General features: G+C 48.3%; 17 protein-coding genes. All 17 read right to left on the reverse strand.

Features of this window, described 5'->3' with window-relative positions:
* Positions 1-3 precede the first annotated feature (3 nt).
* Complete coding sequence (locus tag DWY31_RS08030; RefSeq protein WP_002610337.1) at positions 4-3837, reverse strand: antirestriction protein ArdA; 3834 nt, start codon at positions 3835-3837, stop codon at positions 4-6.
* A 154-nt stretch (positions 3838-3991) separates the two neighbouring features.
* The gene (locus tag DWY31_RS08035) at positions 3992-6082 is read right to left on the reverse strand and encodes a DNA topoisomerase 3 (protein ID WP_002610336.1); all 2091 of its coding nucleotides are present in this window, start codon (positions 6080-6082) and stop codon (positions 3992-3994) included.
* 16 nt (positions 6083-6098) lie between these two features.
* Positions 6099-6287: a hypothetical protein gene (locus tag DWY31_RS08040; RefSeq protein ID WP_002610333.1), complete on the reverse strand. Its 189-nt coding sequence runs from the start codon at positions 6285-6287 to the stop codon at positions 6099-6101.
* Positions 6284-7012, reverse strand: coding sequence for a DUF4366 domain-containing protein (locus tag DWY31_RS08045; RefSeq protein ID WP_002610332.1), 729 nt, complete (start codon positions 7010-7012; stop codon positions 6284-6286). The genes DWY31_RS08040 and DWY31_RS08045 overlap by 4 nt, the downstream gene beginning before the upstream one ends.
* Positions 7002-7259, reverse strand: coding sequence for a DUF4315 family protein (locus DWY31_RS08050; protein WP_055153476.1), 258 nt, complete (start codon positions 7257-7259; stop codon positions 7002-7004). The genes DWY31_RS08045 and DWY31_RS08050 overlap by 11 nt, the downstream gene beginning before the upstream one ends.
* Before the next feature lie 31 nt (positions 7260-7290).
* Positions 7291-9327 (reverse strand): C40 family peptidase, encoded by a 2037-nt coding sequence (locus DWY31_RS08055; protein ID WP_117605126.1) that lies wholly within the window; start codon positions 9325-9327, stop codon positions 7291-7293.
* Between the two features lie 49 nt (positions 9328-9376).
* Entirely contained in the window at positions 9377-11833 is a 2457-nt protein-coding gene (locus DWY31_RS08060) for a VirB4-like conjugal transfer ATPase, CD1110 family (RefSeq protein ID WP_370841439.1), read from the reverse strand.
* On the reverse strand, positions 11760-12164 hold the full coding sequence (locus DWY31_RS08065) for a PrgI family protein (RefSeq protein ID WP_118519970.1): 405 nt from the start codon (positions 12162-12164) through the stop codon (positions 11760-11762). Before DWY31_RS08065 ends, DWY31_RS08060 begins: the two co-directional genes overlap by 74 nt.
* A 21-nt stretch (positions 12165-12185) precedes the next feature.
* Positions 12186-13055 carry a VirB6/TrbL-like conjugal transfer protein, CD1112 family gene (locus tag DWY31_RS08070; protein WP_002610323.1) on the reverse strand — a complete coding sequence of 290 codons (870 nt, stop codon included), beginning with the start codon at positions 13053-13055 and terminating at the stop codon, positions 12186-12188.
* A gap of 16 nt (positions 13056-13071) precedes the next feature.
* Positions 13072-13287 carry a Maff2 family mobile element protein gene (locus DWY31_RS08075; protein ID WP_002610321.1) on the reverse strand — a complete coding sequence of 72 codons (216 nt, stop codon included), beginning with the start codon at positions 13285-13287 and terminating at the stop codon, positions 13072-13074.
* 198 nt (positions 13288-13485) lie between these two features.
* A complete protein-coding gene (locus DWY31_RS14035; protein ID WP_002610319.1) occupies positions 13486-13653 on the reverse strand; it encodes a hypothetical protein in 168 nt (55 codons plus the stop codon).
* On the reverse strand, positions 13646-15433 hold the full coding sequence (locus DWY31_RS08080) for a VirD4-like conjugal transfer protein, CD1115 family (protein WP_003529196.1): 1788 nt from the start codon (positions 15431-15433) through the stop codon (positions 13646-13648). Before DWY31_RS08080 ends, DWY31_RS14035 begins: the two co-directional genes overlap by 8 nt.
* Entirely contained in the window at positions 15430-15906 is a 477-nt protein-coding gene (locus tag DWY31_RS08085; protein WP_002610294.1) for a PcfB family protein, read from the reverse strand. Before DWY31_RS08085 ends, DWY31_RS08080 begins: the two co-directional genes overlap by 4 nt.
* An 82-nt stretch (positions 15907-15988) precedes the next feature.
* On the reverse strand, positions 15989-16207 hold the full coding sequence (locus DWY31_RS08090; protein ID WP_002610290.1) for a DUF5348 domain-containing protein: 219 nt from the start codon (positions 16205-16207) through the stop codon (positions 15989-15991).
* 19 nt (positions 16208-16226) lie between these two features.
* Complete coding sequence (locus tag DWY31_RS08095; RefSeq protein ID WP_003529199.1) at positions 16227-17132, reverse strand: DUF6017 domain-containing protein; 906 nt, start codon at positions 17130-17132, stop codon at positions 16227-16229.
* A gap of 374 nt (positions 17133-17506) precedes the next feature.
* Positions 17507-18142 carry a YczE/YyaS/YitT family protein gene (locus DWY31_RS08100; RefSeq protein WP_118519971.1) on the reverse strand — a complete coding sequence of 212 codons (636 nt, stop codon included), beginning with the start codon at positions 18140-18142 and terminating at the stop codon, positions 17507-17509.
* 15 nt (positions 18143-18157) lie between these two features.
* The gene (locus DWY31_RS08105) at positions 18158-20389 is read right to left on the reverse strand and encodes an alpha-galactosidase (protein ID WP_118519972.1); all 2232 of its coding nucleotides are present in this window, start codon (positions 20387-20389) and stop codon (positions 18158-18160) included.
* Positions 20390-20400 lie beyond the last annotated feature (11 nt).

Genomic DNA, 20400 nt, shown 5'->3' on the forward strand with positions numbered 1-20400 from the left:
GCGTCAGCTCCTTTCCAAATCCTGTGTTTTCTGTTTTGCCTGTTTCTTCGGTGTCTGTTCTTTCGCTGCTTTAAGCTGCGCCCGGATAGAGGGCTTCTTTTCCGTTTTTGCTGCCTTGCCACGTTCCTTGTCAGCCTTGACAGTTTCCGCAAGGTCAACAAGGGAAATGGTTTCTCCTGTCTTTACCTTTGCTTCCAATTCTGCGACGGTCGGGGTGTTGTTTATCTGCCCGTCAATCATGTTGTAGTTTTGCTCGGTGGTCTGCTCGGCAGTTTTCAGATAGTTTTCCGGCTGCAAAAATTCCGGCACTTTCTTATAACCGAAGCTGTCTACATAGTGGGCGGTGTCCTGCCCGTTCTGATGAAGCACCACTACGTCGGAAACAGAAAGGCTGTGTCCCTTAAAATCTTTCGGGTGGTCGATATTAAAGCGGGTGTAAATATCTTCAAGGGAAGTCCCCGGCGTAAGAGGTGCGGAATAGACAAGGGCATAGTTTTTCGGGTCTACCCGGTGTCCGGCGGCAATCAGACGGTCGTAAGGCTCAAAACGCAAGTCCCTTGTTTCGTCCCCGCCTTTTATCTGATAAATGGAAAAGGTGTCTTTGTCCTGTGGGGCTTCCTGCTCCGGCTGCTCCTGTGCGGGTTGTTCCTGTGCAGCTACCTTTTGCTGCCGGATATGCGCCCGCTGTAACTCGGTAGGCTTTTCCCCGGTAAGGGGAGCAATCGCTTTCACATAATCAGCCGCATAGTAGGCGTTACTGGTAAGCTGCCGCTGCCATGCCCCGGCTTTTGGCGACCAACGGAAGCCATTACTTTTTAAGGCTTCCCGCGTGGCTTCGTCCGGCTTATCCTCAAAGAAGATTTGCAGTCGGTTCGCTTCGGTGTTTGCTTCCACCTTGCCGCCGTCAAATTCCCAACCTACAAAACCGATTTCTTTTTGCTGTGAAAGGGATTTGATACGATCTTTCACGCGCCGGATTTCTGCGCTGTTGTTGGATAACGCCCAAGTCGCAAAGGGCTTGTCCTCCAAATGCCAACTGCTCGCCATGTCTGCTTTCAATTTTTCCAGTTCCTCCGGCGGTAAATGCGGGCAGCCGTCAAGGGTCTTATGCTTGCGGTAGTAGGCGTTTACGGCTTTCATGGTTTCCTGTGATTTTTCAAGGCTTTCCAGTTTCTTTTCTAACTTCTGTACTGCCTGCGGGTCGTCTGCGCTGATACCGCCCATGCCGGTACTGCGGATTTTATCAAGAAGCCCTTGTATGTCCTGCCATTCCCGGTAATTGCTGTCGCGGGCTGCGTTCTGCTTTTCTTTCTTCCTTGTGGGGAAGTTAGAGCCGCCCGCAATCAGGATAGAGGGAACACGCGCGTCAATCTCATAGCCTTTATTCATGTTCGCCGCCAGTTTCCGGGCATAGGTGTCAAGCAGGCTGTCGATTTTCTCATGGTACATCGGGTCTACCCGCTGTTTCTGCCTTTCTGCAAGTTGTACGGCTTCATCTACATAGTGCCTGTATTCAGCCGTCGCGCTGCCTTGCTTATAATCGGAAAAACTGTTCATATCCTTTGCACGTTTGGCGGCAGCTTCATTGATAGTATAATAAGGGGCGGCGGGTGCAGCCTGTTCCGGCTGTGCTTCTTTTTCCTGTACCGGGGCTGTTTCTTCGGGAAGCTCCGGCGCGGCTGCTTTTGTTTCGGGCTGTTTGGCGGCTTCCTGTGCGGGCTGTGCCTGTTCGGTGGTCTGTTCCTTATCCTGTGCCTTTTGGATTTCTGCAAAATGTCCGTCTATGGTATCAATCAGATTTGCGGCGGTGCTGCGGATTGTTTCAAGAGAGCCTTTCAGTTCTGCAAGTTCTTTTCCGCTGCTCCACCCGGCGATATACCCAAAAGAATAGTCCGACGTATCAAGCCCGTAATGTTGGCAGACCGCATAGGCGACGCTTTCCGCCTGTACCTCGCGGGTGCGGCGGTCGGGGCGTTCCGGCATGGCAAGGGCGGTATCATGCAGCGTGGCGTGGGCGATTTCATGGATTGCGGTCTTGATATTCTGCAATTCGTCCATGCCCTCGTTGATGAAGATACGCTTTTCCTCATAATTGCAGCGTCCTTTTACGCCGCCGCTTAGTGCTTCAAATCCCATAGCAAACGGGGAAGTCTTTTCAAGGGCAGCGAAAAAATCCTTGTATTGTTCCACGTTGCCCGTAAGCTCATAGGTAAGGGCAGGAAGTTCTTTTCCCTCGGTCTGTGAAATATCAAAGACAGATACTACACGAAAAGCGGGTATCTTGATTTCTTTTTCTTCGGTAACAGGTTTTCCGTCCTTATCGAAAACAGGCTTTTGGGTGTCCGGGTCGATTTTTTCCACCTGCTTCTTGACGGTAAACGGGGACGGTGCAAGTATCTTGATAGCTTTTTCTCCGGGCTTTACATGGCGGTCAAATTCCTTTTCCCATTGTTTATAGCCTTTCACAAGATTGCCGCCCTGCATGGCGATAAGGATTGTATTGTTAAGGCTGTAATCATGGAATTTTGACATGGTACGCAGATAATCGGCGTAACGGTCGCTTTCATACAGTCCTAAAATTCCCTGTTCCAGTCGGTCGGTAATCTCTTTCATTTTATCGGCGGGCTTTTCAGAAGATAGGATAATCGGGAGAACCGGGGGCTGCTCTGTGGCGGCGGTTTGTATGGCTGCGGAAGCGTCAAGGTCTGCCTGTTCCTTTTCCTGTACTGGCGGCTGCGGCGTTACCCGGTATTCCTCCGGCACGTCGCGCCCGTCGTACCACTGTGTAAAGGTGTTGCGGTTATTGTAGATATAGCCCTGCTCGGTAAAGCTGCCCCCGTCATTGATAGCAGCGTCCCGCCCGTATTCCTCATACATGAAATATTTTTTTGCTTCTTCGGGCAGCTCCAACTCGTCCAGTTCTTCAATCAGATAATGCCCGTAATCTTCCTCACTCTGTACGGACGGGTAAAGCCAGTAACAATCAAGGTTTTGTGCAAGGTTGATAATATCCTGCAAGTCCCTTGTATGGTCGCCGTATTCCATAGCTGCAACAAATTTTTCCCGGTCGTCGTCAAACTGCATTTTCAAAAGTTCGCTCAAATAGTTCAGTTCGTCAAGGCTTTCAAGCTCGGTCAATTTTCCTGCCAGTCCTGCAATAGAGGACTGGTATTCTGTGATATGCAGCTCCCCGTAGTTTTTGCCGTCTATCCCGATACGGTCAAAGACTTCTTTCAAATGCTCGGCAGTCGTGGGGAATGATACCCATTCGCCCGCAGGTCTGCCCTCGGTGTACTTTCCAAGATTAGAAAGATACCCGCTTAAAATCGTTTCTACCATGCGTTCGCTCCTTTCGTTTTCAATCATACGGTGCATAAGTTCGTAGTCCTCCATGCTCATGCTCCCGTCAAAAATATAGGGGTCGGGTTCTTCGCCGTCCCGGTAGGCTTTTTCAGAGAAAGGAAGCCCCGCAGCGTGGGCGGCGGCTCTTGCTTCCTCGATAAGCTCCGGCGGCAGCCTGTCGTCGTGGGCTTCGATAAATTCCCCGATATTGCTATATCCGTTTTCGTAGTGGCGGCGCACCCCGGCGGTCAGCTCGTCAAGGTTCATATCCTCGCCAAGATAGCCGGAATAATAGCCGTTTACCACAACGGCGGCAGGGTCAGCCTGTTTGATTTCTTCCATGCGGCTTCTGTCCTCCGGGTAAATGTAGTCGCTCATTTCAAGGTGGAAATATTCGGCGTTCCAAGAACGTCCCGTTTTCCAAAACGCCACCCAAGCGATACCGTCCCTTAATTCTTCTTGATAGTCCTTTACGGTGTCCCGTAAACTTGCCATGTGTAACCTCCTTTCTTCGGTTTCAGAGGGTAAAACCCTCCATAAAACAGAGGGTTTGGGAAACTTCCCAACAAGCAAAAATCCCCGCCGTTCTCGGTAGAGAAAGCAGGGATTTTACGGAAAAGGGTACTCTTTTCCTATGCTTGCTATTCAGTTATTTCTTCTTCGACAGTTCAATGCGGTAGTTGACATATTTCCCGCCTGTATCAGCCAATACGATAGTTCCGTCGTAGGTTTTGCCCGTCTTTGGGGAATAGAGCTTTTTCACATTTACTTTGCCGGATTGTAAGAGTGCAGCGGCAATTTTGGGGGTAAAGGTTACTTTTCGTTCTTCAAAGAAACGGTCATTTTTCCACATGGTAAAGCTACATTCCTTATTGCTGCAATAGTAGTTTTTCTTTCCCTCATAGACAGGAGAACCGCAGCGGGGGCAGCTTCCCAACGCTTCCCGTTCCGGCTTGAACATCTGCGCTTTATCATCAGAAAGAAACGGATAGGTCTTTACCAGTTCCCGCGCCATATCCTCGATACCCTCCATAAATGCGGCGGGGTCTGCCTTGCCTTTGGCAATCTGCGTCAGATTGTTTTCCCATTCTGCGGTAAGCTGCGGGCTTGTCAAGGTGTCCGGCAGGACACACACAAGATTGATACCGTCCTTTGTGGGAAGTAGCTGCTTGCCTTTTCGCTCCACAAAGCCGCCCTTTACCAGTTTTTCAATGACGGCGGCGCGGGTGGCGGGAGTTCCAAGCCCTTTGCGTTCTGCGTCCGGGTCGGTGTCCTCACTTCCGGCGCGCTCCATAGCAGAGAGCAGCGACGCTTCGTTGTGAGGTTTTGGCGGTGTTGTGTCATGCTCCGTTACCTTTGCCGTCGGATTTTCAAAGGTCTGTCCCTCGGTAAATGGTGGCAGGGTCTTTTCTGTGTCACTGTCTGCGTCGTCCGTTTCGGGCTTGTTCTTTAAGGCTGCCCTGTATCTTCGGTCAATCTCTTTCCACCCGTCGGACAGCACCGTTTTTCCCCTTGCGATAAAAGACTGTCCGGCACATTCAAAAACTGCTGTAACCGCTTCAAAGGTATGCGGTGCAGCGGTCGCCATGAGCAGACGCGCCCCGGCAAGGGTAAGGATATTCCTTTCGCTTTCCGGCAGCGTGGCAAGGTCGGTCTTTGCAAGCTCCATAGTCGGGATAATGGCATGGTGGTCTGATACCTTTTTACTGTTCAGCACCTTTCCAAGCTCCGGCGTGAAGTCTTTTCCCGCCATAAAAGAAAATTTCCCACAAAGCAGCTTGATAATGCCCGCCGCTGTGTCGCTCATGTCGTCGGTCAGAAATGCGCTGTCTGTTCTCGGATAAGTAAGAAGTCTTTTTTCATACAGAGATTGTGCAAGGTCAAGGGTCTGCTTTGCGGTATAACCGAACAGGCGGTTTGCTTCCCTCTGTAAAGAAGTAAGGTCAAAGAGCTTCGGCGGGGCTGCGGTCTTTTTCTCTTTCACAAGGGAAGCACAGACTGCTTTTGACACTTCGCAAGCAGCTTTCAGCTTGTCAGCTTCGGAACGGTCAGATAGTTTTTCGCTTGCAGCTTCCGCGCCGGATAAGACAAGGCGCACATGGTAGTATTTTTCTTTCTTAAATGTGGTAATCGCTGCGTCCCGGTCAACAAGCATTTTTAAGGTCGGGGTCTGTACGCGTCCCACGTTCAAGGTATGATTGTAAAGGACAGAGAAAAGGCGGGTGGCATTGATACCGATTAACCAGTCAGCCTTTGCCCTGCACAATGCGGAAGCAAAGAGCGCGTCGTATTCCTCGCCGTTCTTCAGACGGGAAAAGCCCTCTTTGATTGCGCTGTCCTCCATAGAAGAAATCCAAAGGCGGCGCATAGGTTTCTTGCAGCCCGCCATTTCATAGACAAAGCGGAAAATGAGTTCGCCCTCGCGCCCCGCGTCGCAGGCATTGACGACTTCGGAAACGTCTGCCCGGTGCATAAGCTCTTTTAGGGTTTTGAATTGCTTTTCCTTGTCAGAAGCAACGGTGTACTTCCATTCCTGCGGCAAAATCGGTAAGCTGTCATAGCTCCACTTTTTATATTGTTCCCCGTAGGTGGCAGCTTCCGCAAGCCCTACCAAATGTCCCACGCACCAAGAAACGATATAGCCGCTTCCTGTGAGAAATCCGTCTTTCTTTTCCTTTGCCCCCAGTACGGCAGCGATTGTCTGTGCCACACTGGGCTTTTCTGCGATAACTAAAATCAAATATAAGTTCCTCCTTTCAGCGTTCCGGCTCGGTTTTCTTTTTCTCCTGTACCTGTTTCAGACAGTACCCCACACAAGGGGACTGTCCCTTGTAAGGGCAGGAAGCACAAGCAGGGGGATAAGGAACAGGCGGCGCATTATCACGCCGCCCGTTCGGTTTCTGTATCATCATCTTTTCAAAGGGATTGTTGGTAAACAGGGTCATAGGGTTTCTTCCTCCGTTTCTTCATCTTCGGGAGTTTCCCCGGTATCTGCTTCCGGCTCGTCCTCGTCGTAGTCCTCAAATTCAAAATCTTCAAGGTCGGTATCGCCCTTTACATTCTGCTTCGGCTTTAGAAACTTAAAGTAGTAGAACGCTGCGCCGCCACCAAGCAGGGCAAAGAGGACTAAGGCAAGCACCACACCGGGATTGCCGCCTTTTTCTTTCAGTTCTTCCGGCTGCTCCGTTGGTGTTGGGGTAGGTTCTTTGCCTGTGCAGCCTGTCATACTGGTAACACATACCGGGCAGGACGTGTTTACCTTTCCGACTTCGCATTTTTCCGTACAGTTACAGATTTCCGGCTTTTTGGCAGCTTCGCCGTTTTCGGTCAGTGCCATAAGGTCGGCTTCGTCCACTTGATTTAGGAAATGTACGGTCTGTTCGCCCTCGGCGGCGCGGTCAATGAGGATATAGAAATAGTTGCCGCCTTTGGTGGTAACAGTGATAAGTTGCTTATTGCCGCCGTAATCGTCAACCAGTGTAGCGTTTCCCTTTGGGGTAAGGGGCGGCGTTTCCTCTTTTTCCTCCACAACTACATTACTGTCGTTGGTCGCGTCCCCGGCGGGCGGCTCTGTGGCTGCGCCCTGTGCATAGGCAGGGACAGAAAAACCGCCCATAAGGATAAGGGCGGCACAAAGGGCAGTCATGGTCTTTTTCAGTTTATTCTTCATCTGCATTTTCCTCCTGTTCGTTTTCTTCTGCGGGTGCGGCAGTCATGCCGGGAATACCGCCGCCGGACAGCATAGCGTTCAGTTCCTGCGGGGTCAGACGCATAGCTCGTACAAGCTGCACGATTTCAAGGTTTTCCGCTTCGGTTTTCTGCACTTCCAGTCCTTTTAACTTGTTCTGATACTCTGTGATTTTCTCGCGGGTCTTTGCGATTTCCTTATTGATACGGTCAATTTTATTGTTTGCCATAGGTCATTTCTCCTTTCTTTTTGGGGTTGCTTTACCAGTTCATCAGCCCGTAGCCTTTGATACATTGATAGTTAAGGTCATAGCTCTTTATCTTGCAGGCGTCGCCGGAATTGCCCTCAACGGTATAGACGCGGCTGCCGTCCCTGCCAAGCACAAGCCCCACATGGTCGGCAACGCCGTCTAAATCCCAATCGAAAAAGATAGCGTCGCCCGGTGCGATATTCTCATAGCCGCGTGCGCCCCATTGTCCCCTTGACTGAAACCAAGGGACACCCTGCCATTCGCAGCCCGCAAAGCGCGGTTCGCTTTTTCCGGCTTGATTGTAGCACCATGATACAAAACAGGCGCACCATTCCACGCGGCTGTTAAAGCCGTACCAAGACCAGTAAGGGTAGCCGCCCACATTTCCGACTTGCTGCTTTGCAAGCTCCATAAGCTCTTGATTTCCGGGGCGCGTACCGTTTACAAACTCCACACCGCTTAAATCCTCGGACGGGCTTCCGTCGGGAGAACCGCCGCCAAAAATCAGCGGTTTGTTGCCGCTTGTTTCCAAATACACCCGGTACATTTCAAGCTGCTGTGGCGTAAGAAGTTCCTCCGCAAGCTCTGAAATCGGCTTGTTTGTCAGTTTCACATTTAAGATGTGATACTCATAAGGGACTTCCTCGGTGGTGGTTTCCCCGGTTTCCGGGTCGGTGCTTGTTTCGGTGCGGTAGCGTATTTCCACTTCCTCGGTCAGCGTCAAGGTGTACTGCATGGAAAAGATACGTTCAAGCTCTGCCTGTGCGCTCTGCGGGGTGTAGCTCTGCAAGAGGGCGGTCAAGTAAGACGCAAGTTCGTGGGGGTTATGCCCGATACTGTCAAGGTCGTAGCGGTATTCATCATAGCCGGGGTGGGTGCTTTCGATATTGTCAATCTCACTTTGCAGCCCGTTTTCCAATGCGGCATAGTTGTTTTCAACTGCCACAAGGTCGCTGTCCTCGGATGTGTAGGAAGTGCCAAGCACCCCGTTTGTCAAGCCCGAAAACATAGCCCCGCAAGAGGACAGCCCTGCGGAAATCATAATAAAGAGAAGCAGCGCGGCAACTGCAATCAAAATGCCCGCCGGGTGTCTTGCCGCAAATGCGGCGGCTTTCCTCGTTTCCTCGGCGGTTTTCTTCGCCGTCTTTCTTGTGGCTTCCGCTGCGGCTTTTGCCCCTCCTTTCTTTGCCGCCTTTGCATACTGGCGTTTTATCTGCTGTTTCTGCATGAAACGGGAAAGCGGGTTAGAAGTAAGCTGCGGGTTGTCGTGCAGGGTTTTGTGATACTGGAAGTTGACGTTTGCCTTAAATGCTGCCTTTTCTGCCTTTGCCGCTTCCCGGTAAGGTTTCAGCTTATGGCTGCGGTAGCCCTGTTTTAACTTCCGCGCCCCGTATTTCGCGCCGCGCTCGGCAAGTTCCTCCGATTTATGCGCCCCCTCAACGCCGGAATTGTCCTTTTCAACGGAATGTATCTTGTTGTGGACGAAAATCCCTGCTTCCTGTGCGGGGCGGGACAGCGGGTTTCCTTTTTTGCCGCCGGGTATCGGTTTTTCCTGTTCTTCAAAGTGAAGTCGGGTCTTTGCCTTTCCTGCGGCTTCGTCAAAGGTGCGCTCCTTAACCAGTTTCTTTTGCTTCGGGATAGCTGCCTTTGCTGCGTCCAGTCGGTCAGCGGCTTTGTTTGATTTCTCAATATAGCATTCCAGTTCCGGGACGGCAAGTTCTTCCTCGGTAAACTGCAAGCGGGAAGATGTTGTTTGTACGGTAACTTCCTCCTGTGCTTTATGTACCGCTTTTTTACTGGCTCTGCGGGTCTGTGCTGCTTCGATATGCTCCATAACGCGCTCTGCTGTGGCGGTGTCCCTTGCGGGGGAAGCTCCCGGTGCGTGGGGTAACGGGGAAGTTTGGGACGCTACACCTTGAAGCTGCGTCCCGTCCTGCGCCGCTTGCTGCTCCGGGGACTTTTGAAAATCCGCGTCCTGTTCCCGTTTACTGATACGCTCGGCGGTCTGCTGTGTTTCGTTTACCTCAATAAGCCCGTCGCGGGTCATTTTCTGTGTGATTTTATCGCGGGATTTATATTGCTTCATGGTCTGCACCTCACTTTCCGCTTTCGGAAACTTCCTCCGGCTTCGTTGTCATTACCCTGTAAAGCTCGGTATCTTTCGGGAAGCGGTCTACAAAAGGCAGCACCACATTTCCATAGAAGATAAGCCCCTCGCCCGCTTCGGTGTGGGTAACATACTTCATCTGCTGCGGGGAAATATTAAGCTGCTTTGCAAGGATAGTACGGTCGCCCTGCGCTTGATTGAGCATGAGGACAAAATCGCTGTTCTCAAAGATATTTTCCACCTCGCGGCTTGCCAAAAGGTCTTTGACGTTCTGCGTAATGGCTGTTGGGATACCGCCCCATTTACGGAAACGCTTCCAAATCTCCACGCTGTAAGCGGCGGTCTGTTCCTCTTTTAAGAGCAAGTGAAATTCGTCCATATAGTAGCGGGTCGCCTTTTTCTCTGCCCGGTTTATCGTTACCCTGTTCCATGTCTGGTCTTGCACAATGAGCATACCTAACTTTTTAAGCTGCTTTCCAAGCTGCTTTATATCAAAGCAGACAAGGCGGTTAGAAAGTTCCACGTTGGTTCTGTGGTTGAATACGTTAAGGCTGCCGGAAACATACAGCTCCAATGCCGCCGCGATACGGGCAGCTTCCGGCTCCGGCTGTCTTAACAGCTCGTCGTAAAGGTCGCCCAAGATAGGCATTTTTGCCGGGTCGGGGTCTGCAAGGAACGGGCGGTACACATTTCTTACAGCCCTGTCAATGACGGTCTTATCGACAGGCTGCAAACCCTCCTTGCCTCCGATAACAAGCTCGCAAAGGGAAAGGATAAAATCACTTTTCAGCGCAAGGGGGTTGTCGTCCTCGCTGTAATTAAGGTTTATGTCCATAGGGTTTACATACTGGGGCTTGCCGTCAATGCCCCTGCCCGTAGGGGAAAGACGTATCACTTGCCCATTAAGACGCTGCACAAGGGAAAAATACTCGGCTTCCGGGTCGCAGATGATAATGTCGTCGTCGGTAATGAGGAAAGCATTTGTCATTTCCCTTTTTGCCGCAAAAGATTTTCCGCTTCCCGGCGTTCCCAATATAAGCCCGTTGGGATTTTTGAGCTGCTTTCTGTCGCAGAGTATCATGTTGTTAGAAAGGGCGTTCAAGCCATAGTACAGGGCTTGCCCCGTCTGAAAAAGCTCCTGCGTGATAAAGGGAATGAAAATAGCGGTGCTTGATGTGGTAAGCCCCCGTTGTATCGGGATAAGGTTTTCCCCAATCGGCACACTGGATAAAAGCCCTGCTTCCTGCTGATAGTCAAGGCGTGTCAGGCGGCAGTTGTATTTCTGTGCGATACCCGCCGCAGCGAAAATATCATTTTCCAGTTTCCGCTTCGTGTCTGCCATGTTTACCACAAGGAACGTAAGGAGAAACATTCGCTCGTTGCGGCTCTGTAAGTCCTGCAACAAGTTCTTTGCTTCGCTGCCAAAGGTGGCAAGGTCGGACGGGATTATATCCATGTCATAGCCGCTTCTAACCGCTTTTTTCTGTTCCTCAATCTTCATCTTGTCAAGGTCTGTGATTTTGCGCTTAATGGTCTTGATTGCTTCCGACTGGTCGATACTGCGGATATGTAAATTGACGATTACCCCTGTTTCCAAGTCCAGTATGTCGGCAAGCATACGGTCGTTAAGCTCCGGCGCAAGGATTTCAAGGAAGCTCGCCGCGCCGATTTTCTTCCCCATGCGGAAATATCTGCCCTCGCCAAAACGGAAAGAGGACGGGGCGATAAAATCCTTTGTAGACAGCCCCGACGGGGTAAGCCAGTCAAAGGAAAAGGAGAACGGCTCGCCCTCCGGGTGGAATACCCCATGCAGCACCTTTAAGCGTTCATAGCCGGATAAGGGGCGGGCGGTTACGCCAAGCACCTTGAAATTGTTAAACACGTCGGTTTCGATACGGGAAAGTCTTGATTTTGCAGCCGCCTTGTTATCGGCTTCAACGGTAAAGGTAATGTATTTGTGCTTCACAAGCCCGTTGTTGCCTTTACTAAGCTGATTTTTCAGCATATCCGAATACTCGGTGCGGATAGAGTTAAAAGCGTCCTCCTGTGCCGGGATAGTGATAGCTTTTTCTGCCTGTTCCCGCTGCGTCCCTTGATTGATGAAAGAAAGCTGCACGCTCACGCTCGCGTCAAAGTAGTTGAGGAAATCGCACCAGTTTTCAAAAATGGCGGTCTTATCGTCTGCCTGTGCAAGCTGATAATTGATGTCCTCGAACACGACGCACTTTGAATATCTCTTTTCCGTAACCTTGCAGATACCGTCCGGGTACATGGCAAGGTAAGGAATGGTCTGCTGTGCGGTGCGGGCTTTGCCGTCCCCCTTTGCCTTTCGGATAGCTTCGGCAATCTGTTTCTTTTCGGCGCGGGTCAGCTTACGCCTGTTTCCTGCGGCTTCCCGCGTCTTTTTTGTTTGTCCTTTTGACAATCGCTGATACCTCCTTTTCAAGTTTTCGCTGCTTTTCCAAGACAGCGTATAGGTTTTCGGTTCTGTAAGGTCGCTCCTTTGGGCGGGTAAACTTTGTCTGAACGACATTTCTTACCACCACTTCAAGGGGCTGCCCATGTTTTTCATACATGGCAAGCAGGAAACAGGGGAGCATGACGACAATCATCGCCATAGCCGCAAGGTTTGTCCCTGCGCTGCCTTTGAGCAAAAAAAACAGCGGCAGTCCGATTAAGAGAGTCGCCGCAAAACAAACGATTTGCCGCTTTGTCAGATTGAAAGCGACTTTTGTTTTGACTTTGGAAAGGTCTTTGGGTACAGGTACATACGCCAAGAAAATACCTCCTTTCTGCCCTTAGTGGGCGTTGAATATGGATTTTGCCAGTGTGCCGGATTTGAACAGGGAAAAACAGAGGATAACCGTATAGGCGGCAAGGGAAAATACCGCGCTGTGCAGATTGTCTGCGATTATCATATCGTTTACCAGTACGGCGTAAATACCGACACATATCATAATGAGGAAGCCTTGAAAACCAAGAGCGAACAGCCCTTTTAGGTAGTTGTTTCCAATCTGTCCCCATTCTCTGTTGGTCATGGTCGCAAATGGAATAGGCGATACCGAACAGTAAAGGTAAATCTCTATCATTCTGCCGTAGAGGATAACGGTTATCAGTACGGACATGATTTTCATGCAAAGGCTTACAAGGCTTGTTTCAAGCACAAGTAAGAGCAGTTCGGGGATTTCCATATCTTCAAGCCCCTCCTGCATGGCGGCAAGGGCTTCGGCAACGTCGATATTCGTATCGCCGCCGATAACCCCCGCTGCGCCGGAAACGATATGCTGCGCCATATCAAAGACCGCCATTGTGATGTTGAACGTGTTGGTTACGATAAACACCGCGACAAAGGCTTTGAATATCCACTTAAAGAACATGAATGTTTCTATGTCGTGCATATTGTTCTTTTCCGTTACCATGCTGATTAGCTCGTAGCATAGGACATAGGTAATGACAAGCCCCGCAATCGGAACGATTACATTTTCAGAAAGGGTCTGTATCATGCTGAAAATATTTGCGTTCCAACCCTGCGGGGTCTGTCCTACCTCGTTTGCGATAGTCCCGACTTTTTCGTTTACGTCCCCGAACATAGTTGACAGATTACCGTTTATCGCTCCGATAAGGATTTCCTTTATCCATTCGTTAATCGCGTCAAGTATGCTCTGCATAGGCAGCTACCCGCGCTTAACCGAACAAGCCGGAAAGCAGAGGTACAAGGATAGTGCCGATAAGGGCAACGCCGCCGCCCGCCATGAGCTGCTTAATGCCCTGTGATTTTGCGCCCGGATTATCATTTCCGTAGCCCTCCAAGAGATTGATAACGCCCCAAATGCCAAGTCCTGCTCCAAGAGCGATAACCAAAGTCTGTAATACGCCGATTGCGCTGTTGAAAAATTCCATAAAACTCCTTTCTGCCGCAAATGCGGCTTGCCCGTAAAAGGGCATAAAAAACGGCGGTCAGTTTTCAAACTGCCGCGGTCATAAGTCCCCGCGCTGCCTAAATGTCTGCTGCGCGGCGGTATTCAGTTGTCAGTGTGGGCGATAGGAATTTTTGTAGGGGCGCGTATCATGCAAGTTGTCTTTTTCTTTGTTACTGCGTCAATTCCTCCTTTCTTTTCGCTGCTGCTCATACAGGGCTTCACACCGTTTCACAAACTGCCGGATAGCAGCCTGCCGCTGCTGTTCCCGTCGTTCAGCAATCGAAACAAGCCCGTTTATGGCTTCTGTGATTTTCTTGTCCTTTTTCTTTCTGATACGTCTATTCATGGTCGGTGTCCTCCTGCAAATCGCTTTCGCTGATTTCGTAGTAGTCAAATACTTCGTCCGGCTTCACAAGGGCGGGTCTGCGCCTTAAATGCTTTTCCATATCAAAAGTATTTTTCTTGTCATAGTCGGAAAGATATTTATAGTTGGGGTGCTTTGTAATGTCGTACTTATCAGAGAAGAACGGGCGCACCCCTCGTAGCTGTAAAATACATTTCCCGCCGTCCATAACCGCTATTTCATCTTCCGTCATAAGCTGCTTGCCTAACTTCTGATAGTTCAGCCCATGCGATACCTCCCGCCCCCGGTTCTCGGAAGTGTTGAAGCTGTCAATGGTTTCTTTCCCCAAGATTTCCGACATTTCTTTGAGGGTGGTTTTCTCCTTGCCGCCCAAGAAAAGGGTGGTGTCGCAGTTGCCGACTATGGTATCGGCGTTGTCCTTATAGATTGCCTTTAACTGGCTTTGCGACTGTAAGATAATCGACGCGGAGATTTCCCGGCTTCGTATGGTGGCTATGAGCTTTTCAAACTTCGGTATCTGCCCGATATTTGCAAACTCGTCTAACAGACAGCGCACATGGACGGGCAGCCTGCCGCCGTATTCATCATCTGCCTTGTCGCAAAGCAGATTGAAAAGCTGCGTGTAAAGAATACTCACGACAAAGTTAAAAGTATCGTCGGTGTCGCTGATGATAACAAACAGGGCGGTCTTGCGGTCGCCTATGGTGTCAAGCTCCATTTCGTCGGTTTCCATAAGGTCGCGCAGCTCCTTAATGTCAAAAGGGGCAAGCCGCGCACCGCAGGAAATGAGAATAGAGCTTCGTGTCTTTCCCGCAGATAACAGGAATTTCTTGTACTGCCGGACGGCAAAGTGTTCCGGGTCTTTTTCCTCCAACCGTTCAAACATGAGGTCAACGGGGGACTGAAATTCCGGGTCGTCCTCGCGGGCTTCACTGGCATTTATCATTTCAAGCAGCGTCGTGAAGTTCTTTTCTTCCTCCGGGGCTTCGTACCAAATGTAGCCGATAAGGGCGCAGTAAAAGAGCCGTTCCGATTTTACCCAAAAATCCTCCCCGGCTTTTTCCCCGTCCCCTTTGGTGTTGGCAATCAAGGTATTTACCAGTTTCAAAATGTCTTTTTCGCTGCGGATATAGGCAAAGGGATTATAACGCATGGATTTCTTAAAATTTATCGTGTTCAGCACCTTTATCCGATACCCGCCGCGCTGTAAGAGCTTCCCACACTCGACTAAAACCGTACCTTTCGGGTCAGTTACAACGTAGCTTGAGTGCATTTGCATTAAGTTGGGCTTCACAAAAAATCTCGTCTTGCCGCTGCCGCTTCCCCCGATAACAAGGATATTTTTATTCCTTGCATACTTCGGCTGCTTCGGGCGGCTGTTCATGGTAAGCCGTTCCGTCTGTGTCAGAAGCACGTTATTTTGAAATACCGGGTCGGTATAGGGCTTTATATCTTCGGCGTTGCCCCAACGGGCTGAACCGTATTCGATACCTTTTCGGTATTTCTTCGCGTTCTTGCCTTTGAAGTACACCATAAGCCGGATAAGGACAGCCCCCACAATACCGATAAGCAAATCCATAGGGGCAAGGCTCGGAAGCGGGGTTGCAAAGGCAGCGGAAAAGCCGTCTGCAAGGGAAAGCACCTTGCCGGAAAGGTCAGCCCCCGGCGCAAGGCGTACCGCTTGTCCGATTTTGTCAAAGAGATAGACAAAGAGCAGATAGGGGGCATTTAGGATAAGCAGCTTTTTAAGTTCCGGCTTCATAGCGATACCTCCCTGTCCTTTTTCTTCACTTTGTCCTTCTGTGCGTTCAGAGCTGCCGCCTTGTCTTTCAGAGTGGAAAGCAGCTTGCGGATAGAGGGCTTTTTATCCCTGCCTAATTTCTTTGCGGTAAATTCCCGGAACGCTTCGGTCATAACGTCAATATCCTTGCCCTTAAAAGACACAAGATAGGTCGGCGGCTTGCCGTTCTCAATCTTCTTGACGTTGTAATCAAGCCCGCTTTTCCTTGCGATAGGGTCAAAGGCTTTGATATTTTGGTCGGTAATCTCAATGTTGGAAACCTTTTCTCCCTGCTTCATAAGCTGCCGCATAGTGATTTTCCCATGCGGGGCTTTGGTTAGCTGCCCTTTGCCTTTGGCAAGCAGGGCTTTCATAGCCTTTTGCAGCACTTCGGCGGTCAGCTTAGATGTTTTGATTGCTAAAGACACGACTTTTTCATTGACTTCATCTTGCATGAAATCCCTCCTTTCATAGTTTGGTTAGGGTGGTGTGCCGCTTCGGGGCATAAAAATAAGGCGTACATTTTTCATGCCGCCTTTAGATACGCACCCGCAGCCCGTTCAAATCCGAAGCCCTCACACCGACAAGATACCAGTTGTCCCCGTACTCCATGCGGGTCGGCTTCCATTTGCCGCGTACAAACACTTCAAGGCAATCCCCACAATGCAATCCTCCGTAGTAGTCGTTAAGGTCAAAGCGAATGTCGTAACGGTCTGCCGTTTCATCAAAAATCAAAGCTCCTGTTTTCTGTGTCATATTAAAATCCTCCTGTTTTTTAATAGCCGCCGTACATATCGTGGTTGACAAGGGCGGTGTAATAGCTGTCAATGGTGTTGGGCGCGTTGAAAAGTACCGCTTTCAGATATTGCTTGATGTTACGGATTTTCGTGGTGTTCTCTTTCATGCAGTCAAAGACAAATTCAATGTGGCTGCTGTTCAGCTTCATAAACTTTGCTTTGACAAGCTCTGCCGGATAATCGTCCCCGGCGATACGAATTGTCTTTCGTTTGGTGCAGACAGTTTCAAGGATAAGGGACACAATCTCGTCCAAGCGTTCCCTGTCAATGTTGGTATGCTTGATAAAATGCTCATACTCGATATTGTCCTTGATGATTTCCTCATACACGCTGTATGCGTCTGCCGCTTCCGTTCCTTTCCGTTCCGGCTCTGCCGTTTCTTCCCTCAAAGGAGAGGGGTTAGGGGAAAGGATAGGAATGGAATGGTTACTTGATAAATCCGTATTTGATTTTTCTTTTTTTGGTAAGTCAGTCTTTTGTATATCTTTATTTAATTGCATTGGATTTTCCAACGTAGGTTTTTCCTGCGTAGGATTTTCCAATGTTGGATTTCCCAATGTTGGATTTTCCAATGTAGGTAAATCCAAGTTAGGCGGCTGCTCATAGATGATGTAATCAGTTCCCCGCAAGCGTCCTTTCTCGTCGCGCTCCCTTGAACGCTGAATATATCCGGCTCTTTCAAGCTCCCGGACAGCTTCGCGGATAGCGTCGATTTTTTCCCGGTTGATATAGGACAGTCCCGCAAGGGTATAGTCCCAATCCTCCGGCAAGGACAGCATTTGCGATAACAGCCCTTTTGCCTTTAGGGAAAGTTCTTTGTTGCGTAAATGGTGGTTGCTCATAACCGTATATCCTGTGTTTCTCTCCACGCGGAAAACTGCCATAGCTTCATCAACTCCTTTGCTGCATATTTGTTACGCGGTAGAACAGCGATTTTAAGGGTTTAGGTATCAATCCCTTACCCTGTGAAAACCGTACCCGCAAAGCCTTGTGTAGCAAGACTCTTTTTGCCCCTACTGCGTAACATGAGGGTAAAAAAATAGCGGCGTTCCTTGTTTCCCGGTTGGGATAAGGTAACGCCGCCAGTGCGGTGCTATATGAAATTGTGTGATTGCCGACGTGCCGCGCCGCCAGTGCGTCGCGTTTGTATTGGGTTGTTTCATGCTCGCAAGATGTTCCGGCATATCAAGGCGCAATCCGTTAAAAGTAGTAAATTGGTAGTAAAATCAATCTGAAATCCTGCGAATGTGCTTGTATTTCAAGGGTTTTTCGGGATAATCAAAATTTTTGTTTTAAAAAACTGAATCAAAGGTCCGTTGAAACATGCATTGATCACTGTACCAATTCCTGCAACAGCCCAGATTCCTGCTCCTGATGCGCTTGCAAATGCAATTCCAACAATTACTACAACCACATCTGAAAGTACTCTTGCTTTATGAAATGGGATTTTCTGATGTGTCAGCTTTTCAATAATGATTGCCACACTGTCATATGGTGCAATTCCCATATCCGCAACCATATATAATGCAACTCCCATTGATGCCATTAACTGGGCGAGTACAAGCGCAATTATACGAAGCGGAAGAGACATCTCTATCTGTACTACATCCTGTACCAGCCAACAAACAAAATCTGCGATATATCCAACAAAAATCATATTAATGATAGTTCCTGCACCAATGCAATGCCTTGCCTGGAAAAATACTATTACAAGAATCACTGCATTCATCAATAACTGCCATGTTCCAAAACTCCAGCCGATAAATCCACTGATTCCAAGATTCATTGCACTGAAAGGATCTACGCCAAACCCGGACAAACGAAGGAAAGACACACACAGACCAATAAACAAGATTCCTAAAATCATCATCCCAGTCCGTTTTGTTATTTTCATTGTTCTTCTTTCCTCCTACTCCTTTTTCCCTTTTAACATATATATTCTTGATTCAAAATCCGTACACGGGACAGCATCTCCCGGCACTTCTCCTGCTGTTACATCAGAGGTGATAAGTCCAAAGTTCATCAGCTCATCTCCATAATTTTCTGTATGATTCCAGACATTTTCATAAAGCATATCCGGATTCAGTCCCTGTAAACGGACACGACTATACGGTTGATTAACTCCATTTAACACACGGTAATAACCTACAATCGCAAGTGTACGATCTTCATTGGTCACCATCCAGACAGTTTCATTTCCATCAAACGGACTCTTCAATCTGTAAAATGTTCCGAACTGCAACACTTCTCTGTATTCTTTCATAAATACAATCTGTTCTTTTACTTCTTTGATTTCTTCCTCTGTTAATTTATTCAGATCCAGCTCATATCCAAAGGTTCCAAAATATGCAACATTCGCACGGGTATGTAACGGAGTGTTACGAAATACCTGATGATTCGGAACAACCGATACATGACTTCCTATACTGCTGAGTGGATAACACATAGAAGTCCCATATTGAATCTTCAGACGTTCAATTGCATCTGAATCGTCGCTTGTCCATCCCTGCGGAGCATAATATAACATGCCAGGATCAAACCTTCCGCCACCACTCGCGCAGGATTCAAATAATACTTCCGGAAATGCCATTGTCAGACGTTCATATAAATCATATACGCCTAAAATATAACGGTGAAATATCTCTCCCTGCCTGTCTGCCGGAAGTTTTACACTGTAACACTCTGTAATGCTGCGATTCATATCCCATTTGATATAAGATATCTTAGCTTCTGACAATAATTTTTCCATCATATTATAAATGCAATCCACAACTTCTTTTCTTGAAAAATCCAGTACATACTGATATCTTCCATGAGAAATATTTCTTCCCGGGGTCTGAATGATCCAGTCCGGATGTGTACGATATAAATCTGAATCTTTATTTACCATTTCCGGTTCAAACCAGAGACCGAATTTCATCCCCAGATTCTCAATTCTTTCAGATAAGCCTTTTATCCCATTTGGTAAAAGATCCGAATTTGCTACCCAGTCACCAAGACCGGCTCTGTCATTTCTTCTTGCGCCAAACCATCCGTCATCCAGTACAAATAATTCAACTCCGCATTCTTTAGCTTTTCCGGCAATCTCAACAAGCCGATCTTCCGTAAAGTCAAAATAAGTTGCTTCCCAATTATTATTCAAAATTGGTCTGGTCCGGTCTCTCAAATATCCTCTTGCCAGCCTTTTGGCATATAATTTCTGAAAAGTCTGACTCATTCCATTCAGTCCCTGATCACTATATACAAGCATTGCTTCAGGCGTCTGAAAACTCTCCATAGGTTCTAATTTCCAATCAAATCCTGTCGGATTAATACCTGCTGTAATTCTTGTAACATCATGGGTATCCACTTCTGCCTGTATCCGAAAATTTCCACTGTATATAAGGCTAACACCAATGGCTTCTCCTACATTTTCATCTGTATTCTCTCGTTTCAATACCATAAATGGATTATGCTCATGAGATGAATTTCCACGCATACTATCGATTGCTGTAATTCCCTGTTCTAAAACTCTGTTTTTCACATAACGCTCTCTTGACCATGCACCGGATAACTGCATCCATATATAATCCTTGTCCGGAAGATCCAGACTTAAGCTCATCATATTTAATATATGTAAATTCTGATTTCCACTATTTTTTAAACGTGCACTTCTTGCTATTGCACTGTATTGTTCAAAAATAGTATATAACAACTCCAGCTGAGCACCTGTCAAAGAATCTTTCAGGAAAACACGCAGTGTCTGTGCTTCTTCTTCTGTTTCTGTGTAAGTTGCCGGGAGTCCGGAAAGTTTCGGTTTCCCGGATGAGATCTCATATCCATCATACTGAAATTCACTGATTCTGCTTCCATTTTCCTGCAATAACTCTATTGCCGGATGTCTGTAATCTGTTGTCCCATAAACCGGATATTCCTGTCTGATATGTTCCAACGAGAAACTACGATCCCACTCATAAATATAAGATGTCATTGGTCGTCCACATTTTTCCACCAAATAGGAGAAATCTTCCTTATCATGAATTCGTTTACCAAAATACAGTTGTCCTAAATGCCCATTATCTAATACACATAAAATATAGCTGATTTTGTCATTATATAAATGAAATGTTTTTTTTTCCTTATGGAAAATAATTTTTCTCATAAACTACCTCT

Source organism: Dorea sp. AF24-7LB (genome assembly GCF_003478575.1).
Taxonomy (GTDB): Bacteria; Bacillota; Clostridia; order Lachnospirales; family Lachnospiraceae; genus Dorea_D; species Dorea_D hominis.

Excerpts from the sequence above, each read along its gene's own strand:
- DWY31_RS08030 (WP_002610337.1), bottom strand. The coding sequence starts at position 3,837 with ATGGCAAGTTTACGGGACACCGTAAAGGACTATCAAGAAGAATTAAGG.
- DWY31_RS08040 (WP_002610333.1), bottom strand. The coding sequence starts at position 6,287 with ATGACCCTGTTTACCAACAATCCCTTTGAAAAGATGATGATACAGAAA.
- DWY31_RS08045 (WP_002610332.1), bottom strand. The coding sequence starts at position 7,012 with ATGAAGAATAAACTGAAAAAGACCATGACTGCCCTTTGTGCCGCCCTT.
- DWY31_RS08050 (WP_055153476.1), bottom strand. The coding sequence starts at position 7,259 with ATGGCAAACAATAAAATTGACCGTATCAATAAGGAAATCGCAAAGACC.
- DWY31_RS08055 (WP_117605126.1), bottom strand. The coding sequence starts at position 9,327 with ATGACCCGCGACGGGCTTATTGAGGTAAACGAAACACAGCAGACCGCC.
- DWY31_RS08070 (WP_002610323.1), bottom strand. The coding sequence starts at position 13,055 with ATGCAGAGCATACTTGACGCGATTAACGAATGGATAAAGGAAATCCTT.
- DWY31_RS08075 (WP_002610321.1), bottom strand. The coding sequence starts at position 13,287 with ATGGAATTTTTCAACAGCGCAATCGGCGTATTACAGACTTTGGTTATC.
- DWY31_RS14035 (WP_002610319.1), bottom strand. The coding sequence starts at position 13,653 with ATGAATAGACGTATCAGAAAGAAAAAGGACAAGAAAATCACAGAAGCC.
- DWY31_RS08080 (WP_003529196.1), bottom strand. The coding sequence starts at position 15,433 with ATGAAGCCGGAACTTAAAAAGCTGCTTATCCTAAATGCCCCCTATCTG.
- DWY31_RS08085 (WP_002610294.1), bottom strand. The coding sequence starts at position 15,906 with ATGCAAGATGAAGTCAATGAAAAAGTCGTGTCTTTAGCAATCAAAACA.
- DWY31_RS08090 (WP_002610290.1), bottom strand. The coding sequence starts at position 16,207 with ATGACACAGAAAACAGGAGCTTTGATTTTTGATGAAACGGCAGACCGT.
- DWY31_RS08095 (WP_003529199.1), bottom strand. The coding sequence starts at position 17,132 with ATGGCAGTTTTCCGCGTGGAGAGAAACACAGGATATACGGTTATGAGC.
- DWY31_RS08100 (WP_118519971.1), bottom strand. The coding sequence starts at position 18,142 with ATGAAAATAACAAAACGGACTGGGATGATGATTTTAGGAATCTTGTTT.
- DWY31_RS08105 (WP_118519972.1), bottom strand. The coding sequence starts at position 20,389 with ATGAGAAAAATTATTTTCCATAAGGAAAAAAAAACATTTCATTTATAT.